Source organism: Streptomyces sp. NPDC002845, from assembly GCF_053591955.1.
In genome coordinates this window covers 1-16249 of sequence record NZ_JBSFUU010000072.1, presented here as the reverse complement: position 1 = coordinate 16249, position 16249 = coordinate 1, and the positions used below count along the sequence as shown (strand labels likewise).

Genomic DNA, 16249 nt, shown 5'->3' with positions numbered 1-16249 from the left:
ACACGACGCCACCCCGGACAGAAGGCCGAAGGTTTCGACCATGACTCACGGCACGGACCACACCCCGCACGCGTCCTTCGCATACGAGGGGTGGCCCTTCGTGCACGACGCCTGCCTGAGAGCCTGTGTCATATCCCCGGTCGGATCAGCGCACGCCGTCATGGGGGTCCCCCCGCTCGAGCGCAGCCGAGAGTGGGGGAGCGTGCGATCGCAAGGCGCCGGAAGGTCCTCGTAGCTGAGCTACTAGGGTCTTTCGGCAACGCGGCTGGGGTCCCCCCACGTCCTTAAGGCAGTGGGGGAGTGCGTGCCAGACGGCGTGCGCCCGGCCGGGGATATGACACAGGCTCTGCCCCTCTGGGCGCCGGCCTTCGTCGCCTCACGCACCAGCGGTGACCTAGGCACACGCGTCGACGGCTTCTACCACCGGGACCGGCGCTGTCTGCACACCCTGCGCGTCACCGTGGACGGCGTTCCGCTCGCCGCAGCCGGGGGCGGCGCCCGGTCGGCCGAGTCCGCGGCGTTCGAGGCCGTCGTGGGCAACGTCGGGCAGAGCACGCCCGACCCCGCCGTGATCCTGCGCCGCGACCGCCGGGTCCGACCCGGCGCCTTCACCGAGACACTGCGGGTGGTCAACCACGGTTCGCTCCACGTCCGGCTGAGCCTGCGCGTCACAGCCGAAGCGGACTTCGCCCCGATGGAAGCAGGCGGGCAAACGCCTCCCGGCCCTGCGGCCGACCGCCCGGCCCGGGCAACTGACCTGGGCCCAGGGCTCCGGTCGGCTCACCCTCGGCGCCTCCGGCGGCCGCACGGACACCGCGGCCGACGACACGCGAGGAGTGTTCACCTTCGACGTCGCTCTGGAACCGGGGCAGAGCTGGACCTGCGACCTCACCGGCGAGGCCCACGACGACACCCCGGCCCCCTTCCTGCCCGCCCCCGAGCGGAGCCGGCCGTGGCAGAACCTCCGGCTCACCGGCGACAACGACTTCGCCAGGCTCCTGACCCAGGCCCAGCAGGACCTCGACCGGCTCTGCTCGCCGACCCCCTCGCCCCGCAGGACGTGTTCGCCGGTGCCGGGGCACCCTGGTATCTCACCCTCTTCGGACGCGACTCCCTGTGGACGGCCCGCATGCTGCTGCCGCTGGGCACCCGACTCGCCGCCGGCACCCCGCGCACCCTCGCCCGCCGTCAAGGCCGCCATGTCGTCCCGGCGACCGAGGAACAGCCCGGCAAGATCCTTCACGAGGTCCGCGCCGAGCAGTTCGCACTGGACGGCGGGACGACCCTGCCCGCGCAGTACTACGGGACCATCGACGCCACCTCGCTGTGGATCTCGCTGCTGCACGACGCCTGGCGCTGGGGCATGCCCGAGGCCGAAGTCGCCGAACTCCTCCCGCACCTGCGAGCCGCACTCGACTGGCTGGTGGGGTACGGCGACGCGGACGGGGACGGGCTGCTGGAATACATCGACTCCACCGGCAGCGGCCTGGCCAACCAGGGATGGAAGGACTCCGCCGACGCGGTACGCAACCGCGACGGCTCTCTGGCCACCCCTCCCATCGCCCTGTGCGAGGTCCAGGCATACGCCTACGAAGCCGCCCTCAACGGTACCGCTCTGCTCGACGCCTTCGGCCGGCCCGGCGCACAGCACTACCGCGACTGGGCCGAACGTCTCAAGGCCGCCTTCCGGCAGCACTTCTGGGTCAGCGACGACCAGGACCCCTACCCGGCCATCGCGCTCGACGCCGACAAGCGCCCGGTGGACTCCGTCACCTCGGGAATGGGCCACCTGCTCGGCACGGGCCTGCTCGACGCGAGCGAGAGCGAACTCGTCGCCGACCGGCTCCTCGCCGCCGACCTCTCCGACACCTACGGGCTGCGCACCTACAGCAGCGCCAACGACGGCTACAACCCGTTCGGCTACCACGTCGGAAGCGTCTGGCCCCACGACACGGCCATCGCCGTACAGGGCCTGTCCGGCGCAGGCTTCCCCGACCACGCCGCCCGCCTCGCCGAGCGACTTCTCGAAGCGGCACCGGCCGTCGACTTCCGGCTGCCCGAGCTGTTCGCCGGCACACCGCGCGCCTCGGCCCGCCACCCCGCACCGTACCCGGCCTCCTGCCGCCCCCAGGCTTGGTCCGCCGCCGCCTCCGTGCTCGTCCTGCAGACGGTCCTCGGCCTCCGGGCCGACGCACCCGGCCGGACACTGACCGTCAGCGGCACGGTCCCCGCGCGGTTCCGGTCACTGGAGATCACCGAACTGGCCCTCGCCGGGCAGCCGTTGCATGTGTCGGTCGACCATCAGGGCCACGTCCACACCACCACCACGGCGGATGTACGGGTGACCGAGAACAGCGCCCCCTCCACCCGGCCGCATTGAGCCACAGGCAATATTCGTTCGCCCGGGACGGTCGCGATCCTCAGACTGTCGTGGTGAGTCGAACAGTGAGCGCATGGGTGACATCGGGTGCGGACTTCCTCGGTGTCACGGGCCCCTTCCCCGTGGACGTCCCGTGGTGGGCCGAGGTCGGGCAGGTCGTCGAACGGCTGGAGACGGCACTCGGGGTGCCCGTGTTCGTACTGCGGCTCGTGCAGAACGACGGGGGTGAGAGCGGCCGGGACGGTCATGTGACGTACCACGTCGAGGCGTTGAGACGTCCGGCTGCCGGTGTGCTGGAGCAAGGGCCCGTCGACCGGGGGCTGTTGAACGGGCACGAGGAGCTCCGTTCGCCCTGGGCCCGGGCCGACGGCCTGCGGGAGCTGCTCGGCTGGGCGTCCGGGACGCTGGCCGCGGCGGGCCGGCCGGTGAGCGGTCCGGTCGAGCAGCGGCGTACGTGGAACCTGGCCGGGCTGTTCCGGCTGCCCACCGAGCGGGGGCCGGTCTGGCTCAAGGCGACACCGCACTTCGCTGCCGACGAGGCCGCCGTCATCGCGGAGTTCGCCCGCGTGGACCCGGGCCTGGTGCCGACCGTCCTCGGCTCCGGCGAGCGGCGCGTCCTCATGGAGCACATCCCCGGCGAGGACTGCTGGCAGGCCTCGCCCGCGACGGTCGAGGCCGGGGTCCGCCGTTTCGTCGCCGCGCAGGCGGCCCTGGCGTCCCGGTGGCCGACCGGGCTCCGGGACGGACGGGACGGCACCTTGGCCGCACGCGTCCGTCGACTCCTCGACGGTGCGGTCCCGTTGGGCATCACCGCCCAGGAGCGCGCCACGGCACTGGAGTTGGCCGACGGCTGGGCCCTGCTCGCTCAGTGCGGTCTGCCGGACACGGTCGTGCACGGTGACTTTCATCCCGGCAACTGGCGTGCGGACTGCGGGCCGCCGGTCGTCGTGGACTTCGCCGACGCCTTCTGGGGCAACCCCGTCCTGGACGTCCTGCGCCTGCACGACTTCCTCCCCGAGCCGGTGCGCGCGACGGCCGTCGACGCCTGGGCCGACGCATGGCGGACCCATGCGCCGTCGAGCGACCCGGTCCGCGCCCTCGCGCTCGCCGAACCGCTGGCGCACCTCGCGTACGCAGTCCGATACCAGGACTTCCTGGACGGCATCGAGACGTCGGAGCGGCCCTACCACGAGGGGGATCCGGCCACGGAGATCCGGAAGGCGGTGCGATGCGCCGGGGATCCGGGCTTCGCCACCGGCGGACGAGACGAAGTCGGCCTGCGGCAGGATCAACTCATGGACAGCGAACTGCCCTTGACCTTCCCTTCGCCCTTCCGGCTCGAAGGCCACGGCGTGCGGCTGCGCGAGTGGGCCGATGACGACGTCCAGGCCATGGTCGCGGTGTACGACGACCCCGAGATCGACCGGTGGACGCCGGTGGTCTCGCCGTTCGACACCGAGGCCGCCCACGCGTACATCGCCGCGGCCCGCCAGAAACGGGCGGAGGAACGCGCTGTGCAGTTGGCCATCACCACGGACGGTCAACCACCCCTGGGCGAAGTCATGTTGTTCCGCGGTGCGGCCGACGAGCGGGACATCGAGATCGCCTACGGTGTCGGACCCGCCCATCGCGGCAAGGGCCTGGCTTCCAAGGCGGTCCGGCTGGTGACGGAGTACGCCGTACGGCACACGGGTGCGCGGCGCGTGGTGCTGTCCATCGAGGAGGGGAACACGGCCAGCGAAGCTGTCGCCAAGGCGACCGGGTTCGAGCTGACCGACGACGATCCCGTGGTGCGTACGTCCAAGGGGCGCGAGGTCGTACTGAGGATCTGGAGCCACCGCGACGGGCCGGGGCCGGCGGACCGGACGGATCGATGACGAACGGCCTCCGACGGAACGGACTGTACCCGCCTCCAGCGGGAACACGCATAAGTGCGGGTCCCTACGAAAAGGGGTGGAGATGGAGATCTCCGGCATCATCAGTGCCATCATCATCGGCACCGTCATCGGCATACTCGGCCGCCTGGTCGTGCCGGGACGTCAGCGCATCGGCGTCCTGTGGACCATCCTCGTCGGCATCGCGGCCGCACTGCTCGGTACCGCGATCGCCCAGGGGTTCGACGTGGCCGAGACCAAGGGGGTCGACTGGGGCGAGTGGCTCATCCAGATCGGCCTCGCGGCAGTGGGCGTCGCGGCGCTCGACCGCTTGAAGGGGCGGCGCTGACGCCCACAGGTGGCGTACGGCGAGCGGGGCCGGTGTTCCGCGCACGACGGGCCCACAACCGTCGCGAGGCACCGGCTCGGCCGCCGGGGCGGCAAGCCGTGCTCGGTGTCCGAGGGGGGTGCGCCTTTCGCGCCTTTACGGTGCCGGAGGCGAGACGTACGGCGTCGTGGTCGTCAGTGCCGCGAAGCCCAGGCGTTCCAGGATGGGGCGGCTCTGGCTGGTGGCGTCGACCTGGAGGTAGCGGTAGCCGCGCTCGGCGGCGACGCGGGCGCGGTGGGCGACCAGGGCGTGGTAGATGCCGCGGCCGCGCCAGCCCTCGACGGTGCCGCCGCCCCACAGGCCGGCGAAGCGGGTGCCGGCGATCAGCTCCATGCGGGCCGCGCTGACCGGCCTGCCGTCGGCCAGCGCCACGACGGCGACGACCGTATCGGGGTCGGCGGCCAGCTGGGCGAGGAGCCGGCGGCGCATGCGCGAGCTGTCCCGGCCGAAGGCCTGTGCGTGGACGTCAGCGACCAGATCGACCCCGGCCGCGTCGGTCACCGGGACCAGGGTGACGCCCTCGGGCGGCTCGGCGTCGAGGTTCATCTCGCCGAACTCGGCGATCATCAGCGTCTCCTCGGGCTCGGCGGTGAACCCGGCCGCCCGGAGCCGCTTGCCGAGGTCCACGGGCAGGTCGTGCCCGTACAGCTTCCACTCGAACTCCCGGCCGAGCCCGGCGAAGTAGCGTATCTGTGCGTCGATCGCCGCGTCCGCGATCGCCTCGTCCAGGTCCGACCAGAGCACCCCGTTCCAACCGTGCTCGTCGACGGTGACCTGCCGTACCACTCCGTCGGCGCGCTCGATCCGCGCGCCGGGCGCGTCCGGCCGCGCGTTCTCTCGCATGTCCCGGTCAAACAGGGCCAACACACCACTGTGATCCATACAGTCACTTCATCACCTGGGGCCCCACCGGGCAACGGCATAACCCGCCCCCTCTGCACATCACGCCGCAAGGTCACAAGACTTCGTCGTAGGTTCAGAGGGTCACGAGATCGCCAGAAGGGTGCGTACGACATGGTGGACGACTCCGAGCTGCGGTACCTGCGGCGCTGTGTGGAGCTGGCGGCCGAAGCCCTGGCGGCCGGCGACGAACCGTTCGGCTCGGTGCTGGTCGGTGCCGACGGCACGGTCCTGGCCGAGGACCACAACCGGGTGGCGGGCGGCGACCGTACCCGGCATCCGGAGTTCGCGCTGGCCCGCTGGTCGGCGGCCCGTCTGACGCCGGAGGAGCGGGCGGCGGCGACCGTCTACACGTCCGGTGAGCACTGCCCGATGTGCGCGGCCGCCCACGGCTGGGTGGGCCTCGGACGTATCGTGTACGTCGCCTCTTCCGAGCAACTCGCGTCCTGGCTGGCCGAGTTGGGGGTGCCCGCGCCTCCGGTGCGGACCCTTCCGATCCACGAGGTCGCGCCCGGCGTGACCGTCGAGGGGCCGGTGCCGGAACTGGCCGAGGAGGTGCGCGCCCTGCACCGCCGGTTCCACGACGGGTCCGCCACCGGCTCCGCCTCCGGGGTCGTGACGCCGTACGCCACGCCCGAAGGGGGCAACACCACCGGGTAACGCGCTCTGAACGGCGATGTCGCCCCACCCGGCGCTGTCTGAGCGGTCAGCGGGTCAGCGGGGCACCGCGGATCGAGAGCGCCTGTGCATCGCGGCGCCGCCCAGCACCAGGGCCAGGCTCGCGGCGAGGGCCGGGACCGTGTGGTCCGTGCCCGTGTGGGCGAGGGAGGGCGTCGTGGGCGGCGGTGCGGTGTGGGGCTCGGGGTTCGGCGCCGGGGGATGCTCCGCCTTCGGCGGGACCGGCGGCTTCGGGGCTGGCTCACCGGGATGGCCGGGACGGTCGGGGCGGTCGGGGATGCCGCCGGAGGTGTTCGTCGCCTCGTTGCCGATGGCCGCGTTGCCGAGGCCGGCCACGGTGGCGGAGTTGCCGCTGACGTTCACCGGGAGATCGACCGGGAGATGTACGCCGTTGCCCGAGAGCAGGCCCGGCGAACCCTTTCCGCCGCCCTCGGCGACGGCTCCGCCACCGCTGCCGGGCGCCTCGGCGCCGCCGTGCTGTTCGGTGCCGCGGTCCGCGTGAGCGCAGGTGTTGCCGGCCGCCGCGTTGAGGAGCCCCACGACGTTCAACGTGTTCCCGCACACGTTCACGGGCACCTGCACCGGGAGTTGGACGGTGTTGCCGGAGATCAGCCCGGGCGAGTCCGCCGCGGCGCCGTCGGCCGTGGAGTCGGCGTACGCCGGGACGGTCAGGGCCATCGCGCCCGAGGCGGCGGCCGCGGCGATCACTCCATTTCGGGTCACCCGTCTCATAGGTTCCCTGCCTTCCAGAGATGGACGCGGGCAAGCGCCCGCACCGGTGAGAACGCGGGCGAACCATCGGAGTTATGGCTAATCGGGCTTTCACCCCATCGAGTGTCCTGCTTGTCGAACTGAAACGATCATCGAGACCGCCGTACGGCATCGACGCGCGCGCAGGCCACGCGGCGCGTCGGTCCGCAGGGTGCGGCTGATCCGGTCGTTCCACTCGCCGAGAGGCGTGGCCCCGGGTGCCCGCTTATCGTGATCCAGGGGGCATCCCCGACCCGCGGCCGGGCATCCCTGGAGGCATGCATGCGGTCCACGCACAGACGCCGCTCGCTCGCCGCAGCCGCGGTCGCGGCACTCGCGCTGCCGCCGGCCGGGCTGCTGTCGATGGCCACGTCCCCCGACGAGCCCGACCTGTCCCGCTTCTACGAGCAGAAGATCAAGTGGTCCCCGTGCGGTGAGGAGATGCCGAAGGACCTGCGGTGCGGGAAGGTGACCGTTCCGCTCGACTACGCGCGTCCCGGCGCCGGAACGCTCGACCTGGCCCTGGCGCGCTACCGGGCCACGGGCAAGTCGCGCGGCTCGGTGCTGCTCAACTTCGGCGGCCCCGGCGGGTCGGGAGTTCCTCAACTGGCCTATGGGGGCGACGCGTTCATGGGGCTCACGAACGGCTACGACGTGGTCGCCTTCGACCCGCGCGGCGTCGGCCGCTCCTCCCCCGTCAGCTGCGGTGAGGGCACCGACCCGACCCTTCGGACGCCGGACGGCGGCGAGGCCACGAGCGATCCGCGGGCCGCGCTCAGGCAGTTGCGGCGGGCCGCCGACGAGTGCGCCGAGCACTCGGGTCCCGTCCTGCCGCACATCGGCACGGTCAACACCTCCCGGGACATGGACGTGATGCGGGCGGCGCTCGGTGACGAGAAGCTCAACTACCTGGGTTTCTCGTACGGTACGCGGCTGGGGGCGGTGTACGCGGCGCAGTTCCCCGAGAATGTCGGGCGAATGGTCCTGGACGGTGTGGACACCCTCACCGAACCCCTGTCCGAGCAGGGCCTGGTGGGCGCCGAGGGCCAGCAGACCGCGCTGGAGGGCTATCTCGACGCGTGCACCGAGGAGGTGACGTGCCCGTTCGGCCAGGACACACGCTCGGCCCGCGAGCAGGTCGTGAAGCTGGTCGAGACGCTGGACGAGTACCCGGTCCCGGCGGGCTTCGGGCAGGAGTTCTCCGGCCAGGACCTCGTGGGGGCCATCAGCCAGGCCCTGTACAGCGAGCAGTTGTGGCCGGCGCTCACCCAGGCCCTCAACCTGCTCGTCATGGACGGCGACACGCGGGGTGTGATGGCGCTGGCGGGCGGCGGCATCGCAGCACCCGACACACCGAACGCACCTGGCACACCGAACGCGCCGAACGCACTGACCGGGCAGATCAAGCCGACCGAGCCGACCGGGCAGACCAGTCCGAGCCCCACCGGCGGTCACGCCGGACTCGTCGACGAGGACGAGGTTCCCTTCGACAACCTCTGGGCCGCTCTGATGGCGATCAACTGCGCGGACGACCCCGACCGCCCCAGCGCCGACCGGATTGTCAAGGACATCGACCGGTTGCGCGCCTCGTACGAGCACGCCTCCCCGGTCTTCGGGCCGTACCGGCTCACCCAGGTGCTGATGTGCTACGGCCGCCCCAAGGGGACCGACTTCATACGCGAGGAGGTGCGCGACGTGGAGACGCCGAAGCTGCTCCTCGTCGGCACCCGGGGCGACCCCGCCACGCCGTACCGCTGGACCGTGGAGACCGCCAAGCGGCTCGGCTCCTCGGCCGTCGTCCTCGACAACAGGGGCGAGGGGCACACGGGGTACGCGTCGTCGAAGTGCGTACACCAGAAGGTCGACGACTTCCTGCTGTACGGGTCCCTTCCGGACAACGGGAGTTCCTGCGGGCCCGACGACTGAGTACCGGCCCCGTTACGGGGACGCCCGGCACCCTTCGTACGGCCCGCGCGTCACACTGGGTGTGCGTCACTTTTATGCACACCAGAGCTGTAAGCAACGCTTATTACCGAAACCGGGGGATTCAACCCATGCGTCAACCCATGCGCATTCGTTCCGCCGTCGCCCTCTCCGCCGCTGCCGGTGCGCTGCTCGTGGCCGTACCGCCGGGCGCGGCCGCCTCCGCCGCTCCGGCCGCCACGAAGCCCGCCGTCTGCCCGGAGAAGGTGCTCACGGTGCGGGCCCGGCAGTCCGCGGACCCGACCGTGGCGCACATCAGCGTCACCAACGGCGCGGCCCGCTCCTGCACCGTCGACCGCATCCCCACCGTCACCTTCGGTGACCTCGACGGTGCGGCCCTGCCGGTGCCCGCGGGCGAGAGCGGTCCGTACCGGCTCGGCGCGGGCAGGTCGGCGTACGCGGCCGTGCGCACCATCGCCGACCCCGCCGACCCTCAGGCCCGCAGCGTGGACACGATCACCGTCTCGGCCAACCCGGCCTATTACGGCCGCACTTTCACGGCGGAGCAGTTGGGCGCGGGTGACGCCGTACTGGTCTGGGAGCCGGTGACGACCTGGTGGAAGCCGTCGATGGCCGCCTCCGACAAAGCACTGGAGAACGCACCGAAGTAAGGGCTGCCGAGCCTCCGGCGCCCCATATGCCCGATACGCGAATCGGTCCTATCGTGAAGTCATGGAGCACGCTCTCAGTCCCGCGACCCTCATCGAACTGCGCCGACCGCGGCCGTACCCCGCCGTGTCCGTGCTGGCTCCGACGCACCGCCGCGAGCCGGACAACGCGCAGGATCCCGTCCGGCTGCGCAATGTGCTGGCCAAGGCGAAGAAAAAGCTGGAGGCCGATCCCTCGGTCACCCGGGAGCGGCGCAACGACGTCGCCCAGCAGCTCGACCTCGCCCTCGCGGAGGTCGACCTGGGGCACACCGAGGACGGTCTGGTCATCTTCGCCGCGCCCGGCGAGCACCAGGTCTGGTCGCTGGCCCGCACGGTGCCCGAACGGGTGGTGCTGTCGGACACCTTCCTCACCCGCAACCTGGTGGCCGCGCAGGCCGCCGAGCAGCCGTTCTGGGTCCTGTCGGTCTCCATCGACCGGGTCACCCTCTGGAACGGCGGCGTCGATCGCGTCGTGGAGGAGCGCACCGGAGGGTTTCCGCTGAACCGGCGCCCGGAGAACTGGGACGTCGAGCGCGAGGAGCGGGTCGGCGACGTGCCGAGCACCTTCCTCGACGAGGGAACCCGCCGCTTCCTGCGCGACGCCGACACCGCGATGGCCGCCCTGCTGCGCGAGCGGCCCCGGCCTCTGTACGTCACGGGCGAGACCGCCGCGCTGTCGGCCCTCGACGAGGTCGGCACCGCCTCCGCCTCCAAGGAGGCCACCCACATCCCGCACGGCGGTCTCGCGCACAGCACCGCGGATGCCGTGTGGCAGGCGATTCGGCCGGTGGTCGACGCCGAGACCCGGAAGAACGTCGCCTCCGTGGCCCGGGAGCTCGAAACCGCCCGCGGGCGCAAGGAGTTCGCCGCCGGCGTCGACGAGGTCTGGCAGAACGCGGAGGAGGGCCGCATCCGCCTGCTCGCCGTCGAGGAGAACTACCGCGTCACGGTCCGCGACGACGGCGGCGACCACCTCGTCCCGGCCGACAGCGGCGACCTCGACACCCGCGAGGACGTCGTGGACGAGATCGTCGAGCGCTGCCTGGACACGGGCGCCGAGGTCCGCTTCGTACCCGACGGCACGCTCGGCGACGCGGACGGAATCGCGGGAGTCCTGCGCTACTGAGGGCGATGGCGCCCGTGGCTCGACGGCCGCGCGTCAGACTCCGCCGAGCAGGACGGTCAGACCGCGGTCGACGGCCCCGTCCAGGTCTTCTCTCCCGGACGCGACAACGGCGTACGTACGGAGGAGGAAGCCGCGGAGGGCCGGGGTGTCGAACCGGGTCAGGGCCAGGCCGTGGGGCGAGTGGAGTTCCACGACGGTGAGGGAGCGGCCGCACGGCCGGATGCGCACGTCACCGGTCCCGGCGGGGGTGCGCAGGCCCTCCTCCAGGAGGGTGCGGGCGAAGGTCCACGTCACGCTCTCGCCCTCCAGGGCGACATCGGCGGGGAAGTCGATGTGCACGGCGAGTGGGTCGCCGGAGTCGTAGCGCAGGGTGGCGGGCACCGGTAGCTCCCGCTCCTCGGCGGTGACCAGGCGGGGACGGGCGGACTGCTCCAGGGTGATGTGCATGAGGGACTCCGCTTCGGGTGACGGCCGGCCGGGGTTGCCGGTATGTCTGTTCGGCCTTGCGGAGGGTTTTCGCAGCACGCGCTTTCCCGGATTGACCAATGTGACCCATATCACCGCCCGGACATCGCGTGCGAGTCCCACCGGACCCGTGGGCCACTCGGCTCGGCACTGGCGCGGCCCATCCGCGCATGCCACGCTCCGTAGCCACGACGCCGTCGCACACATGACCCTCGAACGCAAGCCTGAGAGTGGCGTCGGATCACTCCGTCAACCCGTCAAGTCGCGTACGTGCCCTACTACTTGAGCACCGTGGACGCGTACCGCATCGATGCCACTCGTTCCATTCGCAAGGACTGCGGCATATGCCAGATGCATCTACGCATCGCGTGTTGCCAAATCCCTTACAGCGCGTCGCAGGCTGTGCAACAGTCGTAACCGGTCCTTCCGTCAGCCTTGGTCGTACCGTCCCGTATCGGAGTACGTCATGCCGTCCCATCTCTCTGCGGATCGCTCCGCCGCCCAGCCGCCCGGTCGCGGCACGGTCGACGCGCTCATCTCGCAGACGCGGCGGCTGCGGGGCGACGTGGACGCCGTACGGCGTGACGCGCCCGCGGACGGTACCGACCCGGAGGGCCGATGGCAGCGCGCGCTGTGCGATCTGGCGCTGCATCAGCTCAGCGATGTGGACGAGCACTTGGCACAGCTGCGGGACGGTCCGCCCCCCGTATCACCGGCCGAACCCGCCAAAGCCGCTCCCGGCATGCCGGAGGTACCGGCCGCGTCGGCCGAGCCCCGGCGGGGGTCGCTGCTCAGCCGGGTCGGCAGTGCCGAGTGGAATCTGCTGACGGACGAGGCGACTTGGTCCGGGGAGCTGTACCAGATCCTCGGCCGCGACCCGGCCGCCCCGGCGCTCACCCTGGACGAGCTGCCGTCGCTGGTGCTGGACGAGGACCGGTCCCGGCTGACGGCGATGGTGACGGACTGTCTGATCGACGCGAGGCCGATCGACGGGGAGTTCCGGATCGTGCGCCCCGAGGGCGGGGTGCGGACGGTGCACATGATGGGCGAACCCGTGCTCGACGCCGACGGCAGTACCGCCTCGATGTGGGCCGTGCTGCGGGACGTCAGCGAACTGCGGCGCAGCCAGCGGACGGTGCGCGAGACCCGTGACTCGCTGCAACGTGAGCGGCACATCGCCCAGACCGAGCACCGGCTCGCGGTCGAGCTGCAGGAGGCTGTGCTGCCGCCGTGGCGCGGCTCCCTGCGGCTCCCGCGGCAGGGTCCGCAGACGCTGGACCTGGCGGCCCGCTATCTGCCGTCCTCGACGAGCGCGCTGATCGGCGGTGACTGGTACGACGCCCTCGAACTGCCCGACGGAGAGACACTGCTGAGCATCGGCGACCTCACCGGGCACGGCGTGGCGGTCGCCTCGGGCATGGCGACGCTGATCGGCGCCGTACGTGGCATGGCTGTGGCGGGCGCGAGGCCGGCCCAGCTCATGGGCTGGCTCAACCAGTTGCTCGATGCCACCGTGCAGCCGGCCCTCGGCAGCGCCGTCTGCTGCCGCTACCGGCCCCGGAGTCGCACCCTCACCTGGGCGCGGGCAGGACACCCCGCCCCGCTGCTGTTCCGCGACGGGACGGGGTGCGTGCTGACAGCACCGGACGGCGTGCTGCTCGGGGCGACCTCGGGAGCCGCCTACGGGCAGGCCGAGGTCACCCTCGAACAGGGCGACCTGCTGCTCCTGCACACCGACGGACTGGTGCCTCAAGGAGGAACGGCGGCCGTCCAGAGGCTGCTCGACCTGGCCCCGCGCTTCGGCGGAGCCCGCTCGGCGCAGGACTGCGTACGGACAGTTGTCGAGGAGTTCGGCGAGACCGAGCGCGAGGACGACGCCTGCGTGCTCGTCGCCAGGGTTGGCTGAACCGGGACCTCCGACTGATACACACGCGCCGACTACACCCGCGCGCTGTTGCCGCCCTTCGGCCTGGGCAGCGCCAGTTTGATCTCGTCACGCAGGTCCTGGATCCTCGGGTAGCCGGAGTACTGCGCGGTGAGCCGGTACATCTCGCGCAGCCGGTCCCAGGTGCGGTGGGAGGAGTTGGATCCCATCGAGGACAGGGCCAGGCGGGCGTAGCCGGCCGCCTGTTCGGGGTCGTCGGCGATGAAGCAGACCGACGCCAGCGAGATGTGGTCGAAGATCATCGAGCGGTCCCGGCCCTCCTGCCGCAGCTCGATCGCCTCCTTCGCATGGCGTTGCGCGATGAGAGCCGCGCCCGGTTCGTGTTCGGCGAGGGTGCGGTACGCGAGGGCCTGCATGCCGTGCATGTCCGCCTCGTCGAACATCTGCATCCAGCTCGGTGGCGGTACATCGCCCCGGTCGGAGACGAAGAGTTCCTCCGCCTCGCCCAAGGTGCGCCGCATGGCCTGGCCCTTGCCCATGGACGCCTGTGCCCAGGCCTCGATGGTGTAGAGCATGGCCCTGGTGCGCGGCAGCACCTCGTCGCCGGAACCGGACTTGGCGAGCTTCATGAGGTCGAGTGCGTCGTCGGGCCGGCCCAGGTGCACCATCTGGCGGGCGGCGCGGGAGAGCGCCTCCCCGGCGCGGGGCCGGTCACCTCCCTCGCGCGCGGCGTGGGCGGCGATGACGAAGTACTTCTGTGCCGTGGGCTCCAGGCCGATGTCGTGCGACATCCAGCCCGCGAGGACGGCGAGGTTGGCGGCGACGCCCCACAGGCGCCGCTGCAGAGGGTCGGGGTGACGGTAGGAGAGCATGCCTCCCACCTCGTTGAGCTGTCCCACCACAGCCTTGCGTTGCAGCCCGCCGCCGCGGGCTGCGTCCCAGGCCCGGAACACCTCGACCGAACGCTCCAGTTCCTCGATCTCCTGCCACCCGATGGGGGCGGCCTCGTATCGGTCGAACCCGGCGGGATCGGCGTGCAGGGGTTGGTCGAATCGGGGAGCGTCGGAAGTGAGGGCCGGATCGGTGTGCAGCCAGTCGTACATGGCACTGCTGAGTGCTGATCCCGCGGCGAGCGCGGCACCCGCGCCCACCAAGCCGCGTCGGTTGAGCATGAGGTCCATTCCCGTGAATTCGGTGAGGACCGCGGCGGTCCGTTCGGGCGCCCACGGCACTCCGTCGGGATGCTCGATGTTCCCGCCGCCCTGCCGTTTTCCCGCGCGCCCGTGCCGGACCAGACCGAGATCCTCAATGGTCACGACACGGCCGAGACGCTCGGTGAACAGCGCCGCCAACACCCTCGGCACCGGATCGCGCGGGATCTCTCCCCTGTCGATCCACCGCCGCACCCGCGAGGTGTCGGTCGCCAGCTGGGGGTGGCCCATGGCCGCCGCCTGCCGGTTGACCAGCCTCGCGAGCTCGCCCTTGGACCAGCCGGCCAGGCCGAACAGGTCCGCCAGACGGGTGTTGGGTTGTCCGCTCACGTCAAGCCCCCAGGTACTCGGCTGAGTTGACAGTAACCCCCTGTCAGATGCTGCGGGACTATTCGCCAGGCTTCGCCAGGGTGCGCCAGATGGTGTGCCAGTGGGCATCCGGTGTCAGGTAGGAACGCGCCACCCCGACCCGGTCGCCGCAGGAGCATTCCCCAGGGTGCGCCACGGCGGCCGGGGCGGGTAGCGCGTAACTCGCAGGCACACGAAGGGATCTGTACCGCCCATGTACGCAGCATCGTCCTCCGTGTCCGCTCCGCCCCGGTCGCCGCGTCCCCGCCCGGCGGGCAGCGGCCCCTATCTCGACCCCGCGCGCCCGGCGGCCCCCGTGCTCGGTGGCGGACCGGCGCGGCGCGTTCCCGGGCTCGGCACCCAGCCGCTCAGCGGGAGACTCGACTTGTCCGGCCCTCAGGGCGCCCAGTTGCGCACCGCGATCGCTTCGGTGCATCGCATCTGCCCGGAGTTCACTCCGGTACAGGTGCTGCGCCGCAGCGGCCGCTCCGTGCTCCTCGTCGGGACGACGGGACGCAGCACGGCCGTCGCCAAGTGTTTACTGGACCAGTCCCCCATCTGGGCGGAGCGGGTCCGGCACGAGATAGCCACGTACCGCAGCTTCGTACGGCACCGGCCGCCGGTCCGGGTGCCACGGCTGATCGCGGCGGACCCGGACAACTGCACCCTTGTGATCGAGCGGATGCCGGGCCGGGTGGCCGCCCTCCAGCGGCATCCCGTGGAGGCCCCGCCCCGCGCGGACATCCGGGCGGCGCTGGGCGCGATCTGCCGGCTGAACGCGTGGCGGCCCCCGGCGGGGACTTTCGCGGCCCCGCTGGACTACGCGGAGCGGATCTCCCGCTTCCATGAGCTGGGACTGCTCACGGACCGGGACATGGGCGATCTCCAGAAGCTGCTGCACGGCATCGCGCACGCGGCGGGCCGCCAAGGCATGGGCCAGTTCTGCCACGGCGACGCCCTGCTGGCGAACATCCTGCTCTCACCGGCCGGTCCAGTGCTGGTGGACTGGGAGCACGCCGGCTGGTACCTGCCGGGCTACGACCTGGCGACGCTGTGGGCCGTGCTCGGGGACGCCTCGGTCGCGCGGCGCCAGATCAGTCAGCTCGCCCAGTCGGCCGGTCCGGCGGCGCGCGACGCGTTCCTGGTGAACCTGATGCTCGTCCTCACGCGTGAGATCCGTACCTACGAGACAGCCGTGCAGCGTTCGATGCACGACGCGACCCCGGCGGCACCGGGACCGGCCCACCCGAGTGCTGCGCCGTCCGGCGAGGAACAACGGCTGCTGCTCAGGCGGCTGCACGACGACTGCCAGCTGGCCCGACGGGCCGTCCGCGCGGCGGTCGGCACTCGCTGACGGGGGACGACGGTCCGCGGCACGCCCTGGACAGAGGCGCGCCGCGGACCTTCGTCATCTCTGCTGAACAGTCACGGCAGCTGTAAGTCTTGATCTTGGTCGTCGGGTTACGTAGTCGCCGCCGCGGTGACGTTGTTCCAGTGCCGGTGGCAGGCGGTAGCGCGGTGTTGGTGCCGGCGGCGCCAGGCGGACCAGTGCAGGACGTGGTCGAGGTCGCGGCGGGGCATCGGGATGACGGTGGCGCGGAGAACAGCCAG

13 protein-coding genes and 2 pseudogenes are annotated in these 16249 nt (G+C 71.7%); 10 read left to right on the top strand and 5 right to left on the bottom strand.

The genetic code is table 11. The features are described from left to right. Positions 1 to 334: 334 nt before the first annotated feature. The 4 genes and pseudogenes from ACWD3C_RS36620 to ACWD3C_RS36605 form a co-directional block, all read left to right on the top strand. Positions 335 to 640, top strand: a pseudogene (locus tag ACWD3C_RS36620) (glycogen debranching N-terminal domain-containing protein); the annotation flags it as partial. A gap of 420 nt (positions 641 to 1060) precedes the next feature. Beyond that, positions 1061 to 2380 (top strand): amylo-alpha-1,6-glucosidase, encoded by a 1320-nt coding sequence (locus ACWD3C_RS36615; RefSeq protein ID WP_451150989.1) that lies wholly within the window; start codon positions 1061 to 1063, stop codon positions 2378 to 2380. 53 nt (positions 2381 to 2433) lie between these two features. Next, positions 2434 to 4257 carry a GNAT family N-acetyltransferase gene (locus ACWD3C_RS36610; protein ID WP_451150919.1) on the top strand — a complete coding sequence of 608 codons (1824 nt, stop codon included), beginning with the start codon at positions 2434 to 2436 and terminating at the stop codon, positions 4255 to 4257. Positions 4258 to 4339: 82 nt separating this feature from the next. After that, entirely contained in the window at positions 4340 to 4603 is a 264-nt protein-coding gene (locus tag ACWD3C_RS36605; protein WP_451150917.1) for a GlsB/YeaQ/YmgE family stress response membrane protein, read from the top strand. A 135-nt stretch (positions 4604 to 4738) separates the two neighbouring features. Here the strand turns inward: ACWD3C_RS36605 and ACWD3C_RS36600 are convergent, their stop codons facing one another. Next, the gene (locus ACWD3C_RS36600; protein WP_451150915.1) at positions 4739 to 5524 is read right to left on the bottom strand and encodes a GNAT family N-acetyltransferase; all 786 of its coding nucleotides are present in this window, start codon (positions 5522 to 5524) and stop codon (positions 4739 to 4741) included. A 132-nt stretch (positions 5525 to 5656) separates the two neighbouring features. Here ACWD3C_RS36600 and ACWD3C_RS36595 point away from each other — a divergent pair, with 132 nt between their 5' ends. Next, entirely contained in the window at positions 5657 to 6202 is a 546-nt protein-coding gene (locus ACWD3C_RS36595; protein WP_451150913.1) for a nucleoside deaminase, read from the top strand. A gap of 54 nt (positions 6203 to 6256) precedes the next feature. On the opposite strand, the gene ACWD3C_RS36590 is transcribed toward ACWD3C_RS36595, so the two are convergent. Beyond that, complete coding sequence (locus ACWD3C_RS36590) at positions 6257 to 6952, bottom strand: chaplin (RefSeq protein ID WP_451150911.1); 696 nt, start codon at positions 6950 to 6952, stop codon at positions 6257 to 6259. Positions 6953 to 7252: 300 nt separating this feature from the next. Between ACWD3C_RS36590 and ACWD3C_RS36585 the strand changes: the two genes are divergently transcribed. The 3 genes from ACWD3C_RS36585 to ACWD3C_RS36575 all read left to right on the top strand — a co-directional run bounded on the left by ACWD3C_RS36585 (position 7253) and on the right by ACWD3C_RS36575 (position 10729). Next, entirely contained in the window at positions 7253 to 8896 is a 1644-nt protein-coding gene (locus tag ACWD3C_RS36585; protein ID WP_451150909.1) for an alpha/beta fold hydrolase, read from the top strand. A gap of 140 nt (positions 8897 to 9036) precedes the next feature. Beyond that, positions 9037 to 9564 (top strand): DUF4232 domain-containing protein, encoded by a 528-nt coding sequence (locus ACWD3C_RS36580; RefSeq protein ID WP_451150907.1) that lies wholly within the window; start codon positions 9037 to 9039, stop codon positions 9562 to 9564. Positions 9565 to 9625: 61 nt separating this feature from the next. Then, complete coding sequence (locus ACWD3C_RS36575) at positions 9626 to 10729, top strand: baeRF3 domain-containing protein (protein ID WP_451150905.1); 1104 nt, start codon at positions 9626 to 9628, stop codon at positions 10727 to 10729. 33 nt (positions 10730 to 10762) lie between these two features. Here ACWD3C_RS36575 and ACWD3C_RS36570 read toward each other — a convergent pair whose 3' ends face one another. Then, positions 10763 to 11176: an SsgA family sporulation/cell division regulator gene (locus ACWD3C_RS36570; RefSeq protein WP_451150903.1), complete on the bottom strand. Its 414-nt coding sequence runs from the start codon at positions 11174 to 11176 to the stop codon at positions 10763 to 10765. A 484-nt stretch (positions 11177 to 11660) separates the two neighbouring features. Between ACWD3C_RS36570 and ACWD3C_RS36565 the strand changes: the two genes are divergently transcribed. Next, positions 11661 to 13100, top strand: coding sequence for a PP2C family protein-serine/threonine phosphatase (locus ACWD3C_RS36565; RefSeq protein ID WP_451150901.1), 1440 nt, complete (start codon positions 11661 to 11663; stop codon positions 13098 to 13100). A 32-nt stretch (positions 13101 to 13132) separates the two neighbouring features. Here ACWD3C_RS36565 and ACWD3C_RS36560 read toward each other — a convergent pair whose 3' ends face one another. Then, complete coding sequence (locus ACWD3C_RS36560; protein WP_451150899.1) at positions 13133 to 14620, bottom strand: DNA-binding protein NsdB; 1488 nt, start codon at positions 14618 to 14620, stop codon at positions 13133 to 13135. Between the two features lie 232 nt (positions 14621 to 14852). On the opposite strand from ACWD3C_RS36560, the gene ACWD3C_RS36555 reads away from it, so the two are divergent. Continuing rightward, a complete protein-coding gene (locus ACWD3C_RS36555; RefSeq protein WP_451150897.1) occupies positions 14853 to 15992 on the top strand; it encodes an aminoglycoside phosphotransferase family protein in 1140 nt (379 codons plus the stop codon). A gap of 107 nt (positions 15993 to 16099) precedes the next feature. On the opposite strand, the pseudogene ACWD3C_RS36550 reads toward ACWD3C_RS36555, so the two are convergent. Beyond that, positions 16100 to 16249 (bottom strand): annotated as a pseudogene (locus ACWD3C_RS36550) (IS701 family transposase); the annotation flags it as partial.